The sequence below is a fragment of the Actinophytocola sp. NPDC049390 genome (assembly GCF_044466355.1).
GTDB lineage: Bacteria > Actinomycetota > Actinomycetes > Mycobacteriales > Pseudonocardiaceae > Actinophytocola.
Map to the genome: position 1 here is coordinate 1 of NZ_JBITMQ010000009.1, position 14,202 is coordinate 14,202.

General features: G+C 69.6%; 11 protein-coding genes, 1 tRNA gene and 1 pseudogene. 4 read left to right on the plus strand and 9 right to left on the minus strand.

Translation table 11 applies throughout. The annotated features are described in order from the left end of the window. Window positions 1–94: 94 nt before the first annotated feature. From ACIBVP_RS24340 to ACIBVP_RS24350, 3 genes and pseudogenes are all read right to left on the minus strand, one after another. Window positions 95–337 (minus strand): annotated as a pseudogene (locus ACIBVP_RS24340) (YdcF family protein); the annotation flags it as partial. Between the two features lie 209 nt (window positions 338–546). Then, window positions 547–619: transfer RNA gene (locus tag ACIBVP_RS24345), tRNA-Lys, on the minus strand. 43 nt (window positions 620–662) lie between these two features. Continuing rightward, window positions 663–2,114: an FAD-binding protein gene (locus ACIBVP_RS24350; protein ID WP_396108589.1), complete on the minus strand. Its 1,452-nt coding sequence runs from the start codon at window positions 2,112–2,114 to the stop codon at window positions 663–665. Window positions 2,115–2,247: 133 nt separating this feature from the next. Between ACIBVP_RS24350 and ACIBVP_RS24355 the strand changes: the two genes are divergently transcribed. Further along, complete coding sequence (locus ACIBVP_RS24355) at window positions 2,248–2,676, plus strand: helix-turn-helix domain-containing protein (protein WP_396108590.1); 429 nt, start codon at window positions 2,248–2,250, stop codon at window positions 2,674–2,676. A 3-nt stretch (window positions 2,677–2,679) separates the two neighbouring features. Here ACIBVP_RS24355 and ACIBVP_RS24360 read toward each other — a convergent pair whose 3' ends face one another. After that, entirely contained in the window at window positions 2,680–3,057 is a 378-nt protein-coding gene (locus ACIBVP_RS24360; protein ID WP_396108591.1) for a hypothetical protein, read from the minus strand. Then, window positions 3,054–3,599 (minus strand): RNA polymerase sigma factor, encoded by a 546-nt coding sequence (locus ACIBVP_RS24365; RefSeq protein ID WP_396108592.1) that lies wholly within the window; start codon window positions 3,597–3,599, stop codon window positions 3,054–3,056. Before ACIBVP_RS24365 ends, ACIBVP_RS24360 begins: the two co-directional genes overlap by 4 nt. Window positions 3,600–3,760: 161 nt before the next feature. On the opposite strand from ACIBVP_RS24365, the gene ACIBVP_RS24370 reads away from it, so the two are divergent. Then, complete coding sequence (locus ACIBVP_RS24370) at window positions 3,761–4,483, plus strand: class I SAM-dependent methyltransferase (protein ID WP_396108593.1); 723 nt, start codon at window positions 3,761–3,763, stop codon at window positions 4,481–4,483. A gap of 44 nt (window positions 4,484–4,527) precedes the next feature. On the opposite strand, the gene ACIBVP_RS24375 is transcribed toward ACIBVP_RS24370, so the two are convergent. Further along, window positions 4,528–6,228 carry a bifunctional metallophosphatase/5'-nucleotidase gene (locus ACIBVP_RS24375; RefSeq protein ID WP_396108594.1) on the minus strand — a complete coding sequence of 567 codons (1,701 nt, stop codon included), beginning with the start codon at window positions 6,226–6,228 and terminating at the stop codon, window positions 4,528–4,530. Window positions 6,229–6,337: 109 nt separating this feature from the next. Here ACIBVP_RS24375 and ACIBVP_RS24380 point away from each other — a divergent pair, with 109 nt between their 5' ends. After that, window positions 6,338–6,814, plus strand: a complete 477-nt coding sequence (locus tag ACIBVP_RS24380) for a MarR family winged helix-turn-helix transcriptional regulator (protein WP_396108596.1) — start codon at window positions 6,338–6,340, stop codon at window positions 6,812–6,814. A gap of 36 nt (window positions 6,815–6,850) precedes the next feature. Here ACIBVP_RS24380 and helR read toward each other — a convergent pair whose 3' ends face one another. The 3 genes from helR to ACIBVP_RS24395 all read right to left on the minus strand — a co-directional run bounded on the left by helR (window position 6,851) and on the right by ACIBVP_RS24395 (window position 12,333). After that, window positions 6,851–9,031 (minus strand): RNA polymerase recycling motor ATPase HelR, encoded by a 2,181-nt coding sequence (gene helR, locus ACIBVP_RS24385; RefSeq protein WP_396108597.1) that lies wholly within the window; start codon window positions 9,029–9,031, stop codon window positions 6,851–6,853. Window positions 9,032–9,211: 180 nt separating this feature from the next. Then, entirely contained in the window at window positions 9,212–10,930 is a 1,719-nt protein-coding gene (locus ACIBVP_RS24390) for a hypothetical protein (protein WP_396108598.1), read from the minus strand. Between the two features lie 245 nt (window positions 10,931–11,175). Further along, on the minus strand, window positions 11,176–12,333 hold the full coding sequence (locus ACIBVP_RS24395; RefSeq protein WP_396108599.1) for a PQQ-dependent sugar dehydrogenase: 1,158 nt from the start codon (window positions 12,331–12,333) through the stop codon (window positions 11,176–11,178). Between the two features lie 297 nt (window positions 12,334–12,630). Here ACIBVP_RS24395 and ACIBVP_RS24400 point away from each other — a divergent pair, with 297 nt between their 5' ends. Further along, window positions 12,631–13,026: an excalibur calcium-binding domain-containing protein gene (locus ACIBVP_RS24400; protein ID WP_396108600.1), complete on the plus strand. Its 396-nt coding sequence runs from the start codon at window positions 12,631–12,633 to the stop codon at window positions 13,024–13,026. Window positions 13,027–14,202: the final 1,176 nt, after the last annotated feature.

A 14,202-nucleotide genomic window follows, 5' to 3' on the forward strand; every position in this document is an offset into this window, starting at 1 on the left:
CTAGATACACACCGTCCCACCAACCGACGGCACGTTTCCGCACGTCAACCCCCAGATTCACGGACTATCTCGCTACAACAGCTGCGGAAGCCAGGCGATAGTGCACCGCCTCACCCCGCGGGAAACGGTCGATGGTCGTCGGCGCGTTGGCACCGGTGAACACGATCAACGAGAACAGGCACCGCCTGTACAGCTCAGCAGTGCGCACAGCGACACCGATGTCATGACTCCCGAGGCCAATGCCGACTTCCACATGCCGCAACTCATGCCCCAGCCGGTGATAGGTCCACAGGATCTCCACATCGTCGTGGACCACAGCGGGAATCGTGTCAGACACAAGGGTCCTCTCCCAACAGGCCGCCTCAACGGCAGCCTCCGGTAGCGAACGGCCTTGCCGACCAGGCGAAAGGGTGAACGCGATGTACCACAATACGAACCACAACCACGCTGGGTCAGGGACCAACCGCACCGTGGGGGTGTGGGGGGTCGCCCCCCACAACGAACAAAGGCATGGGGAAGGCGCGCAAGCGCCGAACATGCCAAGCGTGGGCCGCCTGGGGCTCGAACCCAGAACCTACGGATTAAAAGTCCGCAGCTCTACCAATTGAGCTAACGGCCCGCGGGAGTCATGCTACCCAGGGCCTGTGCGGCGGTCGTGGGGGCTATCGGAAGATCGCGTGGCCTGGGGTGAGGACGTTGTTCGGGTCGTAGGTGTGTTTGGCGGCGCGGAAGGCGGACCAGGCCGGCCCGTAGTGCTTCTTCCAGTCCTCCTCCGTCAGCTCGATCGCGCCCACCGGGTAGTGGGTGCCGCCGACCGCGACGACGCGGTCGTACTGCGAGCGGTTGACGGCGATCAGTCGCTGGGTCTCGGCCTCGTCGGGTGGGTTGACCGCGCGCAGGAACGCGAGCAGGAACACCACCGGGCTGTCGGGAAGCCGGACGAACGGCTGCCTGATCCGTTCGTTCGGCACCGGGTACAACAGGACGACGCCACCGGCGTCGGCCGGGGTCGTTTCGGCCAGGATCTCGGTGACGTAGGCGTCGGTCGCCTCGTCGGGGATGAAGACGTTGATCCACGGGCCGGGGAGGCGCAGGGCCATCAGCTGCTGGACGAGGTCGTAGATCCGGTTGAGCCAGGCGAAGTACGGCATGTCCGTGATCTCGGTACTGGCCGGGGCCAGGTCGGCGATGAGCGCCTCGTCGTCCGGTTCGGACGGTGGGGTGTAGTACTGCACGCCCTCGAGCAGGTACGTCCACCCGTTCTCCGTCGGGGTGAGCTGGCCTTCCAGGTAGCTGAAGCGGCGGTCGGCGAGGGCCGTGCGCTGGGCGGCGGTCATGGACGGCAGGTCCGGGTACGACAGGTGGTACACGCGGGCCGTCGTCGGCGCCGGGATGAGGCGGACCGTGGCCCGTGCGATCACCGCGAACTGGCCCAGGCCGCCGAGCACGGCGTGGAAGAGGTCGGGTCGGATGGACGGGGTGCACCGCACGATCTCGCCGGTGCCCGTCACGACCTCCAGCGCCAGGACGTTGTCGACCAGCAGGCCGTGGTGGGACGTGGCGCCGCCGATGCCGCCCAGGGACAGGGTGCCGCCGATCGACAGTCCGAGGTAGTCGGTGGCCACCGGTGGGGTCTGGCCCTGCGCGAGGGTGGCCTTGATCAGGTCCAGCCACTGCACGCCCGCGTCGACGACCGCGTGGCCGGTGCCGACGCGGTGGATGGTGGCCAGGGTGCGCGAGTCGATGACGATGCCGTCGCCTGCCTGGGCCTGACCGAACGTCGAGTGGCCCTGGCCGCGGGTCGAGACCTTCAGCCCGTGCTTGTTCGCGAACCGGATGACCGTGGCGATGTCTCTGACCGAGCCCGGGCGCAGCACGGCGACCGGCATGCGGTGCACGATGTGGCCGTAGTCGTCGGCGGCCTCGGTGCGGGACTCCTCGTCGACGACCAGTTCGCCGTCCAGGCCCGGCACGCGGATGGCGGCGGGCTGGGTCTCGGCTTCTGCTTCGGTCAGCCAGCCGAGGTTGGCGGGGTCGAACGCGACGACGGCCGCCGCGGCGGTGGCGGTGGCGCCGGCCAGCACGGCGCGGCGGCTGATCTGCAACTTGCGCACGCGGCGCACCCTAACCCAGAAATGACCATGGAAGTTCACCCGTTTGCCGGATGGACACGCACTGGTCGACCCAACGTGTGAGGTTTCGTCGCGTCGCGCGTCTTCCCGTACAAGAAGGAGATCGGAGGGCGCTATGGGTGGGTACGTGGTGGGCGAGACCTTCGCGGGGATGGTGCGCGGGTGGCGGCAGGTGGCGAACCTGACGCAGGAGGAGCTCGCCGAACGGTCGGGGCTGAGCCCGCGCAGCATCCAGAACCTGGAGCGCGGCCGGGTCAGCCGACCGCGGCGCGACTCGGTGCGTCTGCTGGCCGACGCGCTGCGGCTGAGCGGCGCCGACCGCGCCGCGTTCGAGCACGCCGCGCGCCTCGGCACGCCCACCCCCATCGCCCCGTTGCGTGGGCGCGCCACCGTGGCCGACAACCTGCGCCAACTCGTCTCGCAGACCGGCAGGCAGCTCGTCGACCTGCGTGGACTGCCGCACAACGCGACCCCGGAGGACGTGCTCGACCGGCTGCTGACGGCGCTCGGCGTCGAGGAGCCTGCCGAAGCGGTCGCCGTCTGACGGTCAGCGGCCCGTCGGCCCGGTGGTGTTGGGGATGGTCGACGGGCTGCTCGAAGGGCTGGTGGGAGAGGTCGTCCGGGCCGGGCTGGTCGTGCGGTCCGGCCCGTCGATGATCATCGTGGGGTCGCTGGACGGCGCGTCCTCGAGCAACCTGCCCATGACCACGACACAGCCGAGGCCGACGATCCCCACCACGGCCGCGGCGACGGCGAGCGATCGGGCCTTGTGCTTGCGGGGCCGCAGCTCGGTGACCGTCCCGCCGTCGTGCTCGGTGTGCTCGTGCTCGACGTGCACGTCGGCGATGCGCTCCCGCCACCGGTCGAGCCCGGGCGGTGCCTCGACCTCGGCGAAGAGTTCCTGAAGGCGCTGCTCGTCGCTCATGCGGACACCCCCATGTGGCGCCGCAGCCGGACCAGTGCCCGTTTGCACGCCATCGTCGCCGCGTGGTCGGTCAGGCCCATGACCGCGCCGACCTCGGCGTAGGACAGGCCCGCCGCGATGCGCAGACCGAGCACCATCCGGTCCTTGTCGGACAGGTGGGCCATGGCGGCGAGCACCTGACGCACCTCGTCCCGCACCACGACCTCGCCTTCCACGTCGACCCTCGGGTCGGCCTCCGTCTGCCCGCCGAGGAAACGCGCCACCAGCGCGGACCGCCTGGAGTGCTTGCGCCGGTAGTCGATCACGGCGTTGCGGGCGATCCGCAACAGCCACGACGGCTCCGCCTCCGGTGGCACGTCCGCGCCGGCGTAAGCGTGGAACGCGGCCGCGAACACGTCCGCCGCCAGGTCCTCCGCGTCACCCCGGTCACTCACCTGCGAGAGGCAGTACCGGTACACGCGTGCTGCGTGGTCGCGGTACACCTGCTCGAACGGCCTCGTCCTGGACTCGGCCGCGTCTTCAGGGAGAACGCGTGAGCTCACGAAATCTCACACCCCGATTCCCCAGTCGCATGAAGGTGAGCAAGCCTAACAATCAGGGACGCTCTGAATCGACGCTCAAACCGTTACCAATACAGGCGTAACGGTTTCGTTCTGGACCGAAAACGTTGGCACGGTCATGGCGGGCTGTCACGTTGGTCGGCATGGCTACTTTCGATCCGCGCCTGTACGGGGCGCGCTGGGCGGACAGGTACGACGAGTGGCACAAGGGGTTGATGGACGACGAGGGCGCCGTGGCGGCGCTCGCCGGCTTCGCGGCCGACGGGCCCGCGCTGGAGTTCGGCGTGGGCACGGGCCGGCTCGCGGTGCCGCTGGCCGAACGCGGCGTCGAGGTCGTCGGGGTGGACGTCAGCCCCGAGATGCTGGCGAAGCTGCGGGAGAAGCAGTCGGCGGTGACGGTCGTCGAGGCGGACATGACGACCGTGACGCTGGGACGCGAGTTCGCCGTCGCCTTCATCGCGTTCAACTCGATCTTCGTGCTGGAGACGCAGGAGGAGCAGGTCGCGCTGTTCCGCAACGCGGCGAGGCACCTGCGGCCGGGCGGCCGGTTCGTGCTGGAGACCGCGGTGCTCAAGCCGTCGACGGACGAGGGCAAGCTGTCCGTGGTGGAGGTGGAGGCCGACCAGGTCACGCTGGCGGGCGGCAAGGTCGACCCGGTGACCGGCAACTACCGGGGCCAGTGGATGGTCGTCACGCCGTCAGGCACGACGTTCTACCCGATCGGCGGACGGCAGGTCACCCACCACGAGATGGACCTGATGGCGCGGCTGGCGGGCCTGGAACGGGAACACCGCTGGGGCGACTGGAAGGGCGGCACGTTCGGCCCGAAGTCCGAACTGCACATCTCCGTCTACCGCAAGCCGTGACCTCGTGGCCCGCGGTCACGTCGACCGCGGGCCACGTCGTGGGGTCAGGGCAGGACCGTGACGCGGTCCGCCGCCGGGGGCGCGATGTTCGGGTTCGCTGCCAGGTAGGCGGTGAACGCGTCCAGGTCGACCGGCCCGCCCGCGATGTCGGTGCCGTTCGTGAACTCGGCGAACCCGTCGCCGCCTGCGGCGAGGAAGTTGTTCACCGAGACCCGGTAGGTGGCGTCCGGCGTGACCGGTTCGCCCGCGACCGCGATGTCCGAGACCTTCGACCCGACCGGCGCCGACCGCGACCACGAGTAGTGCAGCGTCGAGGAGATCTGCAGCATCCGCACCTGCACGGTGCCGTCCGGCTTCGGCTGCCACTGCTGCTCGAGCACGGTCTTCAGCTGCGCACCGGTCAGCGTCATCGTCTGCATGATGTTGCCGAACGGCTGCACCGCGAACGCCTCGCCGTAGGTGACCACGCCGTCGCCCTCACCCGCGGACGAGCCGGCGTGGGTGAGGTCGGTGCGGATACCGCCCGGGTTGGTGACCGCGATCCGCGCGTCGTTCGACGCCGTCGCGGCGAGCTGCGCGTCGGCGATCACGTCACCGAGCGGCGACTCACCGGACTCCGGCGCGGCACGCACCAGGTCCGCGGTGATCGTGCCGACCTGCTCGTTGGCGATCGGCGCCGCCTTGGTCTTCGCCTCGTCGACCAGCGCCTGGATCGCCGGGTCCGGCGTGACCGTGCGGGTCACGATCTCGTTGTGCGCCGTGGTCGCCGCGCGGACGACGTCCCGGGTCCGCTTGTCGATCTTCAGGTCGACGACGGACAGCAGCCGCCCGAACGACGCGCCCTGGACGAGCGTGCGCGGCTCGCCGGCCGGGTCGGTCACGGTGCAGTTGTACTGCTGGTGGCTGTGGCCGGTGAACACGACGTCGACCGACGGGGACGCGGCCCGCGCGATCGCGGTGGCCGGGCCGGGCACGGTTCGGCAGTCGTCCGGGCCGCCGCCCTCGGTGTTGTCGCCCTGGTGCACGAGCACGACCTGCGTCCTGATGCCCAGCCGGTCCAGGAGACGTGACGAGGAGTTGATGGCCTCGACCTCGTCACCGAACTCCAGGCCCTCGACGGCCTCCGGCGTCACGACCAGCGGCAGGTCCTCCAACGTCACCCCGATGACGCCGATCGGCACGCCGCCGGAGACGGTGACGGTGAACGGCAGCGCGGCGTTCACGCCGTTGTCGAAGTAGACGTTGCCGCCGAGGATCGGGAACTCCGCGCCCGGGTAGCTGTCCCGGAACTGGCAGCCGTCGTCGGGGTGGCAGCCGCCGACCTGCATGCGCAGCAGTTCCTCGTAGCCCTCGTCCAGCTCGTGGTTGCCGATGACGGAGGCCTCGACGCCGATCTCGTTGAGCAGCGCCATGGTCGGCTCGTCGTGGAACAGCGCCGAGTCGAGCGGTGACGCGCCGACGTTGTCGCCCGCGGACAGCACGACCGAGTTGTCGACCTCGCCGCGCAACCGCTTGACGTGCGTGGCCAGGTAGGCGGCGCCGCCCGCGTCGACGGTCGTGCCGTCGGGCAGCGTGACGCGGCCGGACGACCCGGCGGGCGGCTGCAGGTTGCCGTGGAAGTCGTTGAACGTGATCAGCCGAACGTCCGTGGTGGTGCTGGGCGCGGCGGCCGCCGGTCCGGCGGCCAGCCCGGCGCACGTGAGCGCGGCGGCCGCGGCGGCGGTCAGCGTGGTGAATGCCCTCATGATCCTCCGTCCAGGCGCCCGGTATCCCCGCCGGGCACGCGGTGGGCAGTCTGCACAACGGGACCGGTGTCTGCCAGCGCCGAAAGGAGGAGGATCTAATCTGGTGGATGTGACCGCGACAGCAGAAGAGCCGCGCTGGCTGGACGACAGCGAGATGCGGGCATGGCGCGCGTACGTGATCGGCAGCGAGTTGTTGCGCAAGCAACTCAACAGAGAGCTGCAGGAACGCCACGGGCTGGCGCTCGCGGACTACGAGGTCCTGGTTCGACTGTCCGAACACGACGGTGGCCGGATGCGGATGGCGCACCTCGCCGGTGAGGTCGCGTCGTCGAAGAGCAGGCTGTCCCACCAGATCGGCCGCATGGAGACCACGGGCCTGGTCCAGCGCGTCGAGTGCGGGGACGACGCCCGCGGCGTGTTCGCGGAGATCACCGAGGCGGGCCGCGAACGCCTGCGGGAGACCGCGCCCACGCACGTCGCCGGGGTCCGCGCCCACCTGGTGGACCTGCTCACGCCCACCGACCAGGTGACGCTGGCGGAGATCTTCGAACGCGTGCTGGACCACCTGGGCCACCCCGAGCACTGAGGTGGCCGGTCCTCGGGCGAGGACCGGCCACCTCGGCTACGCCGACCGCCGGGTGCCTTCGGCGAGCCCGGACAGTGCCCGCGGCAACGGCCCCCGGTGCACGACGCCGAGCCGCTGCGTGGCACGGGTGAGCGCCACGTACAACTCGGCCGCGCCCCGCGGCCCCTCGGCGAGGATCCGGTCCGGGTCGACGACCAGGACGGCGTCGAACTCCAGCCCCTTCGTCTCCGATGCGGGCACCGTGCCGGGCACCCCGGGCGGCCCGATCACGACACTCGTGCCCTCCCGGCCCGCCTCGTCCCGCACGAACTCGTCGATGGCGGCGGGCAGGTCGTCGTCGCCGACCCGCCGCGCCCACGGCCGCACCCCGGTCGCACGCACCGACTCCGGCGCCTGCACGTCGGGCGCGAACCGGGCGAGCAGGGCCGCCGCGACGGCCATGATCTCCGCGGGGGTGCGGTAGTTCACCGTCAGCGACCGGTACACCCAGCGGCCCGGCACGTACCGGTCGAGCATCGCGGCCCACGACGTCGCACCGGCCGGTGACCTGCGCTGTGCGAGGTCGCCGACCACCGTGAACGACCGGCCGGGGCAGCGCCGCATCAGCACCCGCCAGTCCATTTCGGACAGCTCCTGCGCCTCGTCGACCACCACGTGCCGGTACGTCCAGTCCCGGTCCGCGGCGGCACGTTCGGCCAGGTCACGGGTGTCGGTCTCGACGAACCGCTCGGCCAGGTCCTCGGCGTAGAGGAGGTCCGTGGCGTACAGGTGGTCCTCGTCGTCCATCGAGTCCGCGCGGCCGACGAGGCTGTCCAGCACCCGGGCGGCGTACTCGGCCTGGGCCTTGCGTTCCCGCGCGGCCGTGTCGTCGGCGGGCTTGTCCGGGCCGAGCAGGTCCACCAGCTCGTCCAGCAACGGCACGTCCGACACCGTCCAGGCGGCGCCGTCGACGCGGTGGAGCACCGGGTCCCCGCCCGCGGCCGTCAGCTGTTCCTCGGACTCGTACAGCGACGCCAGCAGCGACTCCGGGGTCAGGATCGGCCAGAGCTCGTCGATGGTCGCGGTGAAGCGGTCGTCCTCCTCCAGCTCCTTGACCAGCTCCGCCCGCAGCCGCTCCCATGCCTGCTTGTCGTCCCTGGTCAGCCACCCGCGACCGATCCGGCCGAGCGCCCGTTCGGTGAGCACGTACGTGATGATCTCGACGAACGTCGCGCGTGCCTCGTTGTGCGGCAGCCCGCTCGCCCGCGCCTCCTCACGGGCCCACTCGGCGGTCGCGGCGTCGATGCGCAACGGGGTCTCCCGCAGGCCGAGCTCCACCGGCTGCTCCGGCAACCGCTGCCGGCCGGCGATCGCGGCCTTGAGCACGTCGAGGATCTTCAGCGACCCCTTGAGACGGGCGGCGCCCTCGTCGTCCTCAGTGGTGACGCTGCGCCCCGGCACCAGCTCGCCGGGCGTCATGAACACGACGTCGGACTCCCCGAGCGACGGCAGCACACGGCTGATGTGGTTGATGAACGCCGGGTTCGGTCCCACGACGAGCACACCGTGCCGCTCCATGCGTTCCCGCTGCGTGTAGAGCAGGTAGGCGACGCGGTGCAGCGCGACCACAGTCTTGCCGGTGCCGGGGCCGCCCTCGATCACCAGCACACCGGGGTGCTCGAGCCGGATGATCTCGTCCTGCTCGGCCTGGATCGTGGCGACGATGTCCCGCATGCCCTCGCCGCGCGGGGCGTTGACGGCCGCGAGCAGCGCCGTGTCCCCCCGCACGTCGTCGGAGGGCCGCCCGAACACCTCGTCGGTGAACTCGGCCACCCGCCGCCCCCGCGTCAGGAACTGCCGGCGCCTGCGCATCCCCTCCGGGTTCGCGCCGGTCGCGGTGTAGAACGGCCGCGCGGCGGGCGCCCGCCAATCCAACAGAACCGGTTCGTAATCGTTCTCCTCGTCGAAAAGCCCGATGCGCCCGACGTAGGAATGTTCCCCGGAAATGGCGTCGAGCCGCCCGAAACACAACCCGTGGTCCGCGACGTCGAGCCGCCGCACCTCCCGCGCCGTGGCGCGCACCTTGTCGTCCTGGTCCATCGGCGACCCGCCGTCGTACCGCAAAGCGGCCCTGAACTGCTCCTTCGCCCGCACCCGCTCGGCGTCGAGCCGCTCGTAGAGCCCGGCCACGTAGCCCTGCTCGGACCGCAATTCCTCTTCGTACCCCTGACTTGACACGAGCCCCTCACAGCGCTTAATCTGGTTCCAGGTTCGGCGAGTTCTCCACACAATTTCGGAGAGCACGCCGATTTTTTATTGTCCATCCGCTGTCAAGTCGCACCTGTTTCGTGGTCTCTCCGAATGGTTCACGATGCGGCGGGTGGACAACTGCTCGCCCACCCGCCGTGTCGTGAAGCTCTACTCCACCAGGACGCTCACGGTGCGAGTGCCGGAAAATCCGCCGTTCGCGTAGTTGCCGTACGCGCTCACCGTGTGGCCACCGGGCTCGGTCAGTGTGATCGTTCCTACGACCGTGCCGTCCTCGCTGGGCACCACGGAGGTCCAGCCCCCGTCGTCGACGCGCCACGTGTAGGACACGACGTCAGTGCCCATCGCGTCGTCGGGTTCGATGATGACCGTGGCCGACCCGCCGACCGGCATCGTGCCTGGGCTCACCGAGACTCGTGGGCTCGCGTCGTTGATGTCGACCGTCGAGTGGGCAACCACAGACCGCATGCCGTCGGCGACTGTCCACACCTGGAAGTCGTAGGCCGTCTGCCCGGACCTGGGCATCGTGATGTACACGGTGGCCGTGCCGTCCGGGCCGACATACACGCCGCGCTCCACCCCGCTCGGATCGCCTTCGAACGCGTAGACGAAGTACTCCGCGCCTTGCTGTCGCGCAGTCAGCGTCACCGGTACTCGCTCGCCGTAGTAGTACGGCCCGGCAAGCGACATCGTCGGCGCGTTGGTGGCCGCCCAGAACTGGTAGATCCGCGCGTCGGACGCGTTCCCGGCGGCGTCGAGGCTGACCACGGTGAGACTCTCCTGCCCGTCGATGGTCGGCATCACGCTCACGGTCGCCGACCCGCCCGGCCGGTCGGCCGAGACGACGCCGCGGGAGATCCCGATGCCGTGCCACCGGAACGCGACGACGTCCGCGACCCCGTTCGCGGTGAACGTGAACGTGCCCGGGCCGGTCACCCCGGGCGGTCCGCTGTTCTCCACGAAGTGATCCGAGGTGACGGTCGGCGGAACCGAGGGCCTGGTCTGGTCGACGGTGAACTCACATGTACTCGACCACGCCGAGGTCGCACCGTCGCCGTCCACGGTACGGGCCCGCCACCCGTAGGTATGGCCTTCGGCGATCCGCGACAACGGGAACACGGCGTTGAACACGCCGCCGTAGACACCGGGCTCGGCGACGTACACGTCGGCCGGGTTCGCGGTGTCCCAGACCTCGACTCGGGTGGTGAGGCCGTCGTTGCCGTCCGGGTCACTCGCCAGGCCCCGGACCGTCAACCCGTCCTGGTCGGGTGCGACGCCCACGGCAGCGGCCTCGCACATGCGGTAGCCCACCGCGAGTTCCGTCGGCGGGTTCGGCGCGGTGTTGTGGCTCAACCGCAGGTACGGAGCGTTGGAGAAGGTGCGGCCGTACGCGACGTCGCCCTGGCGGGCTTCGCTGACCCGCAGCGCGAGCGTCATCGACTCCCTGCCGTCGGCCACCGCGGCGGCGACGGTGGCGGCGACATCCCAGCCGAGTTGGCCGGTCGGGCAACCGAGCTGGTTCGGCGTGGCGAAGCGGGCGAGTTCGGCAGGCTGCTCGGCCCAGCTCGGCGCGGCCGCGGGCGCGGTCCGCCACAGCTCGACCGCGAGCCCGGCGCCGCAGTCAGCGGCGGCGACCTGTGGGGCGACGAACTCGGCGGTGACGATCTCAGCGCCGCGGAACGTGGTCAGATCGAAGGTGAAGTAGGACTTGGTCAGGTGGTGCTTGCCTTGACTGTCCCGGTACGCGCCGACGAGAGCGTCGCCGACGGTGATGGTGTCACCGACAGACGACGAGTCGATCGTGGCCCATGAGCCAGGCTGGATCGAGGTGTACGAGACGGCCGCCGCCGGCACCGTGGTGGCAGCCATCCCACCGGCAACGAGACAGACGGCCAACGCGGCCCCCAGAGCCGCACGTAGTCGGAATCTCAAGCGTCCTCCTCCGTGTGCGCACGCCGAACGTGGCGTGTCCACAAGACGTATCGATCAGCAGGGGAATTTCTTACAAACCTGCGGAGGGAGGACACGGGCCGATTCACTCGCCTGTGTCGACGACGTGATTCGGCCGAGACTGCGGCGGCTGGGTGACTCTTGACCACCCAGCCGCCGTTGTTTCACGCCGGCGGCACGCGCTCGAACCGAACCCGGCTCAGCCACCCCGGAAGGTCGCTGAGCACGTACAGCTCCCCGTGCACGTCGACGTCGATCGCGGTCGGCTGGATCGGGAAGTTGCCGATCACCGCGGTGTCGTAGCCGCCCCGGGGCTTGGGCCGCACGGCGAACGCACGGGTCGAGCAGTAGTCGCCCGCGACGTAGGTCCCCCACGCCTCCGGGGTCCGCGAGCCTCGGTACACCACGCCGCCGGTCACCGAGCAGTTGTCGTTGTAGTGGTCGTACGCGAAGACCGGATCGGTGTACCGCACGCCGGGCCGGCACTGCTCCGGGTCGAACACCGGGGCGCCCTCCCGGCAGGACCAGCCGAGGTTCGCCCCACCCTGCCACGGCCGGATGTGGTTGATCTCCTCGACGAGCCCCTGCCCGACGTCCCCGATCCACAACGAGCCGTCGACCGGGTCGACGGTGAACCGCCACGGGTTGCGCAGGCCGTACAGCCAGATCTCCGGCCGCGCCCCCGGCACGCCGACGAACGGGTTGCCGTACGGCACGCAGTAGGGCTTGGTGCCACACGTGCGGTTGACGTCGATCCGCACGATCTTGCCGAGCAGAGTGCCGAGGTCCTGGCCGGACTTGAAGGGGTCGTTCGCGTGCCCGCCGTCGCCGGTCGACCAGTAGAGGTAGCCGTCGCGACCGAACGCCACCTGCCCACCGTTGTGGTTGCCGTACTCGGCGTGCTCCTGGGTGAGCAGCACCTGCGCCTGGTCGGGAGCGCCCAGGGGCACACGCGCCAGGGTCAACGCGCCGGCGGGCAGGCTCGTGTAGGAGACGTAGAGGATCCCGGTCCACGCGAAGTTCGGCGCCGGCGTGATGCCGAGAAGACCGCGCTCGTTGTCCGAGGTGTCGATCCGGTCGGTCAGGTCGAGCACAGGTTCCGCCGCCAGCCCGGTGTCGGGGTGGTAGGCACGCACGGTCCCGTTCTTCTCCGCGATCAACATCCGGCCGTCCGGCAACCCGGTGAGGGCGATCGGCCGCCGCAGGCCGGACGCCACCTGCTCGGACACCACGGTCAACTCGGCAAGCGGCACGGACCGGTGCCGGGGTCTGTCGGCGGCCGCTGACGGCGCCAACAACGCGGACAGGGCAAGAACAAGCAAGCAGGCCAACACGGCCGGGCGACTACGCCGTCGCGACATTTTCGGCTCCTGGGGCAGGGTGGACAACGTCTGGGAGCGCTCCCAACCGTACCGCGATTGTCCGAACTCATCCAGCCCCAGGACGAGCACCCTGTTGCAGGACAAGGAGGAGATGATCAGGATTCGAACCAGGAAACGGGAGCGCTCCAATCACGCCTGAGAGCGAGCGGACGGCGCCCTGGGTCGCGACCATTGGACCGGACATGACAACAACTGGCCAATGGCTAACGTGACGGCTCGGCGTGGCGAGTCACCAGCATGAAGCGCGCATTGCTCGCCGCTGTTCTCCTCGCCGCACTGACCGCGTGCGCCGACACCGACTCCGGCACCAACCCGAGCCCCCCACCCGAACCCGAACCCACCACGACGACCACGCCAGCACCCACCACGACCACCACAACGACGACGACAACCACCACCCCGCCGCCCCCGCCGCCGACCGAACCCGTCGTGCCCGTCCAGCCGCCAGCACCGAAACCTCCACCGGTACAACCCCCGCCTGTCGAGCCGCCACCAGCGGAACCCGCCGACGTCTACTACAAGAACTGCGACGCAGCCCGAGCGGCTGGCGCAGCGCCCCTCCACCGCGGAGAGCCTGGCTACCGCGCCGGCCTTGACCGAGACGGCGACGGCACTGCCTGCGATGTGTCATAGGGGACACGATCACGTGCTGGTCACGCGGCATCTCGGCCAGCAGACGCGGCGGGTCGGCTGCCGAGACCTTCACCTTCTGTCCGCCACCACCGCGTCCGGTTTGGGAAGTGCATGATCTTTCGCCAGCATCTCCGGGTTGGCGGCTAACGCGACCGCGCCCAGAGCACGCTGCGCAGGACCGCAGCGACCGTTGGTCCTCGCCGGTCTCATCTCCTCCAACTTGGCGGAGGCCTGCGCCGCAAGCGTCTCAAGCGGCTCGCCGAGCAGCACTGTCCAGTTGGTCCCTGAATGTTCAGCGGTCTTCCAAAACATTGGGTTTCGGAACGTGAACTCAAGCGTCGCGGCCAGCGCGTTCTCCCACCCGGAGTCACGCTGGCCGAGAACAACGACCGCTTGAGACGCTGCAACACGAGCGCGTTCCCTTTGGGCTGACCGGCATGGCGTTGTCACGCAAGGTGTCGATCACGTAACGCAGTCCGTGTGGCCCGGTAGCGATTGTGACAGCGCCCTCGATTGTGAGGGCTGCGATCAGCCGGGTTGCCTCCCAACCAAAGCGGCTGGTGCTCGTCGGCGAACCCTCGTAATGGGTATGCCATGTGGTGTCAGTCTCGCCTAGCCACAAGCTGCGGGATCTGTGTGCGACCCGACCCTCCTGGTCGAAGCGATCGATGATCGAGATAGCCGCCTGCCTGCCCGGCAACGTCGGCCACATCCCAATGCCACGGCCAGCCTGGCCAACTCTGCCTGTGTTCGTCGGTCTGTTGGGTTCGTGACGGCCATCCGGTCTGACTCCCGCCGCGTAGTCCCGGTAGACCGCATCCTCCGCACGCAGCAAGTGCGCGGGCACAAGCCCCCAGTCCAGCTCCAGTTGCCAGCGACGCCCACGGCGCAGCGAGCTGCATAGCTCACTGCTGCGACCTATGCAAGTAGACACGCCGAACGTGTGCACCCCCTGTGCACGTTCTAACGAGTGAAATCGGCGAAGTGCGCACACTTCTGCCGGATGAGTTTCCCCCCCTTGACGCATGTCAAGACCGTTCGTCGCGCTAGACGGACCAGTTGTCGATGTGGTCGTTATACGCGCGATGTGCACATGATCGTCGTGTCATAGTTACATCAACGACAGATCATCTGTCTCTGGGGTGGCTGGCTCCCTGTTGCGAGCAGGGAGCCAGC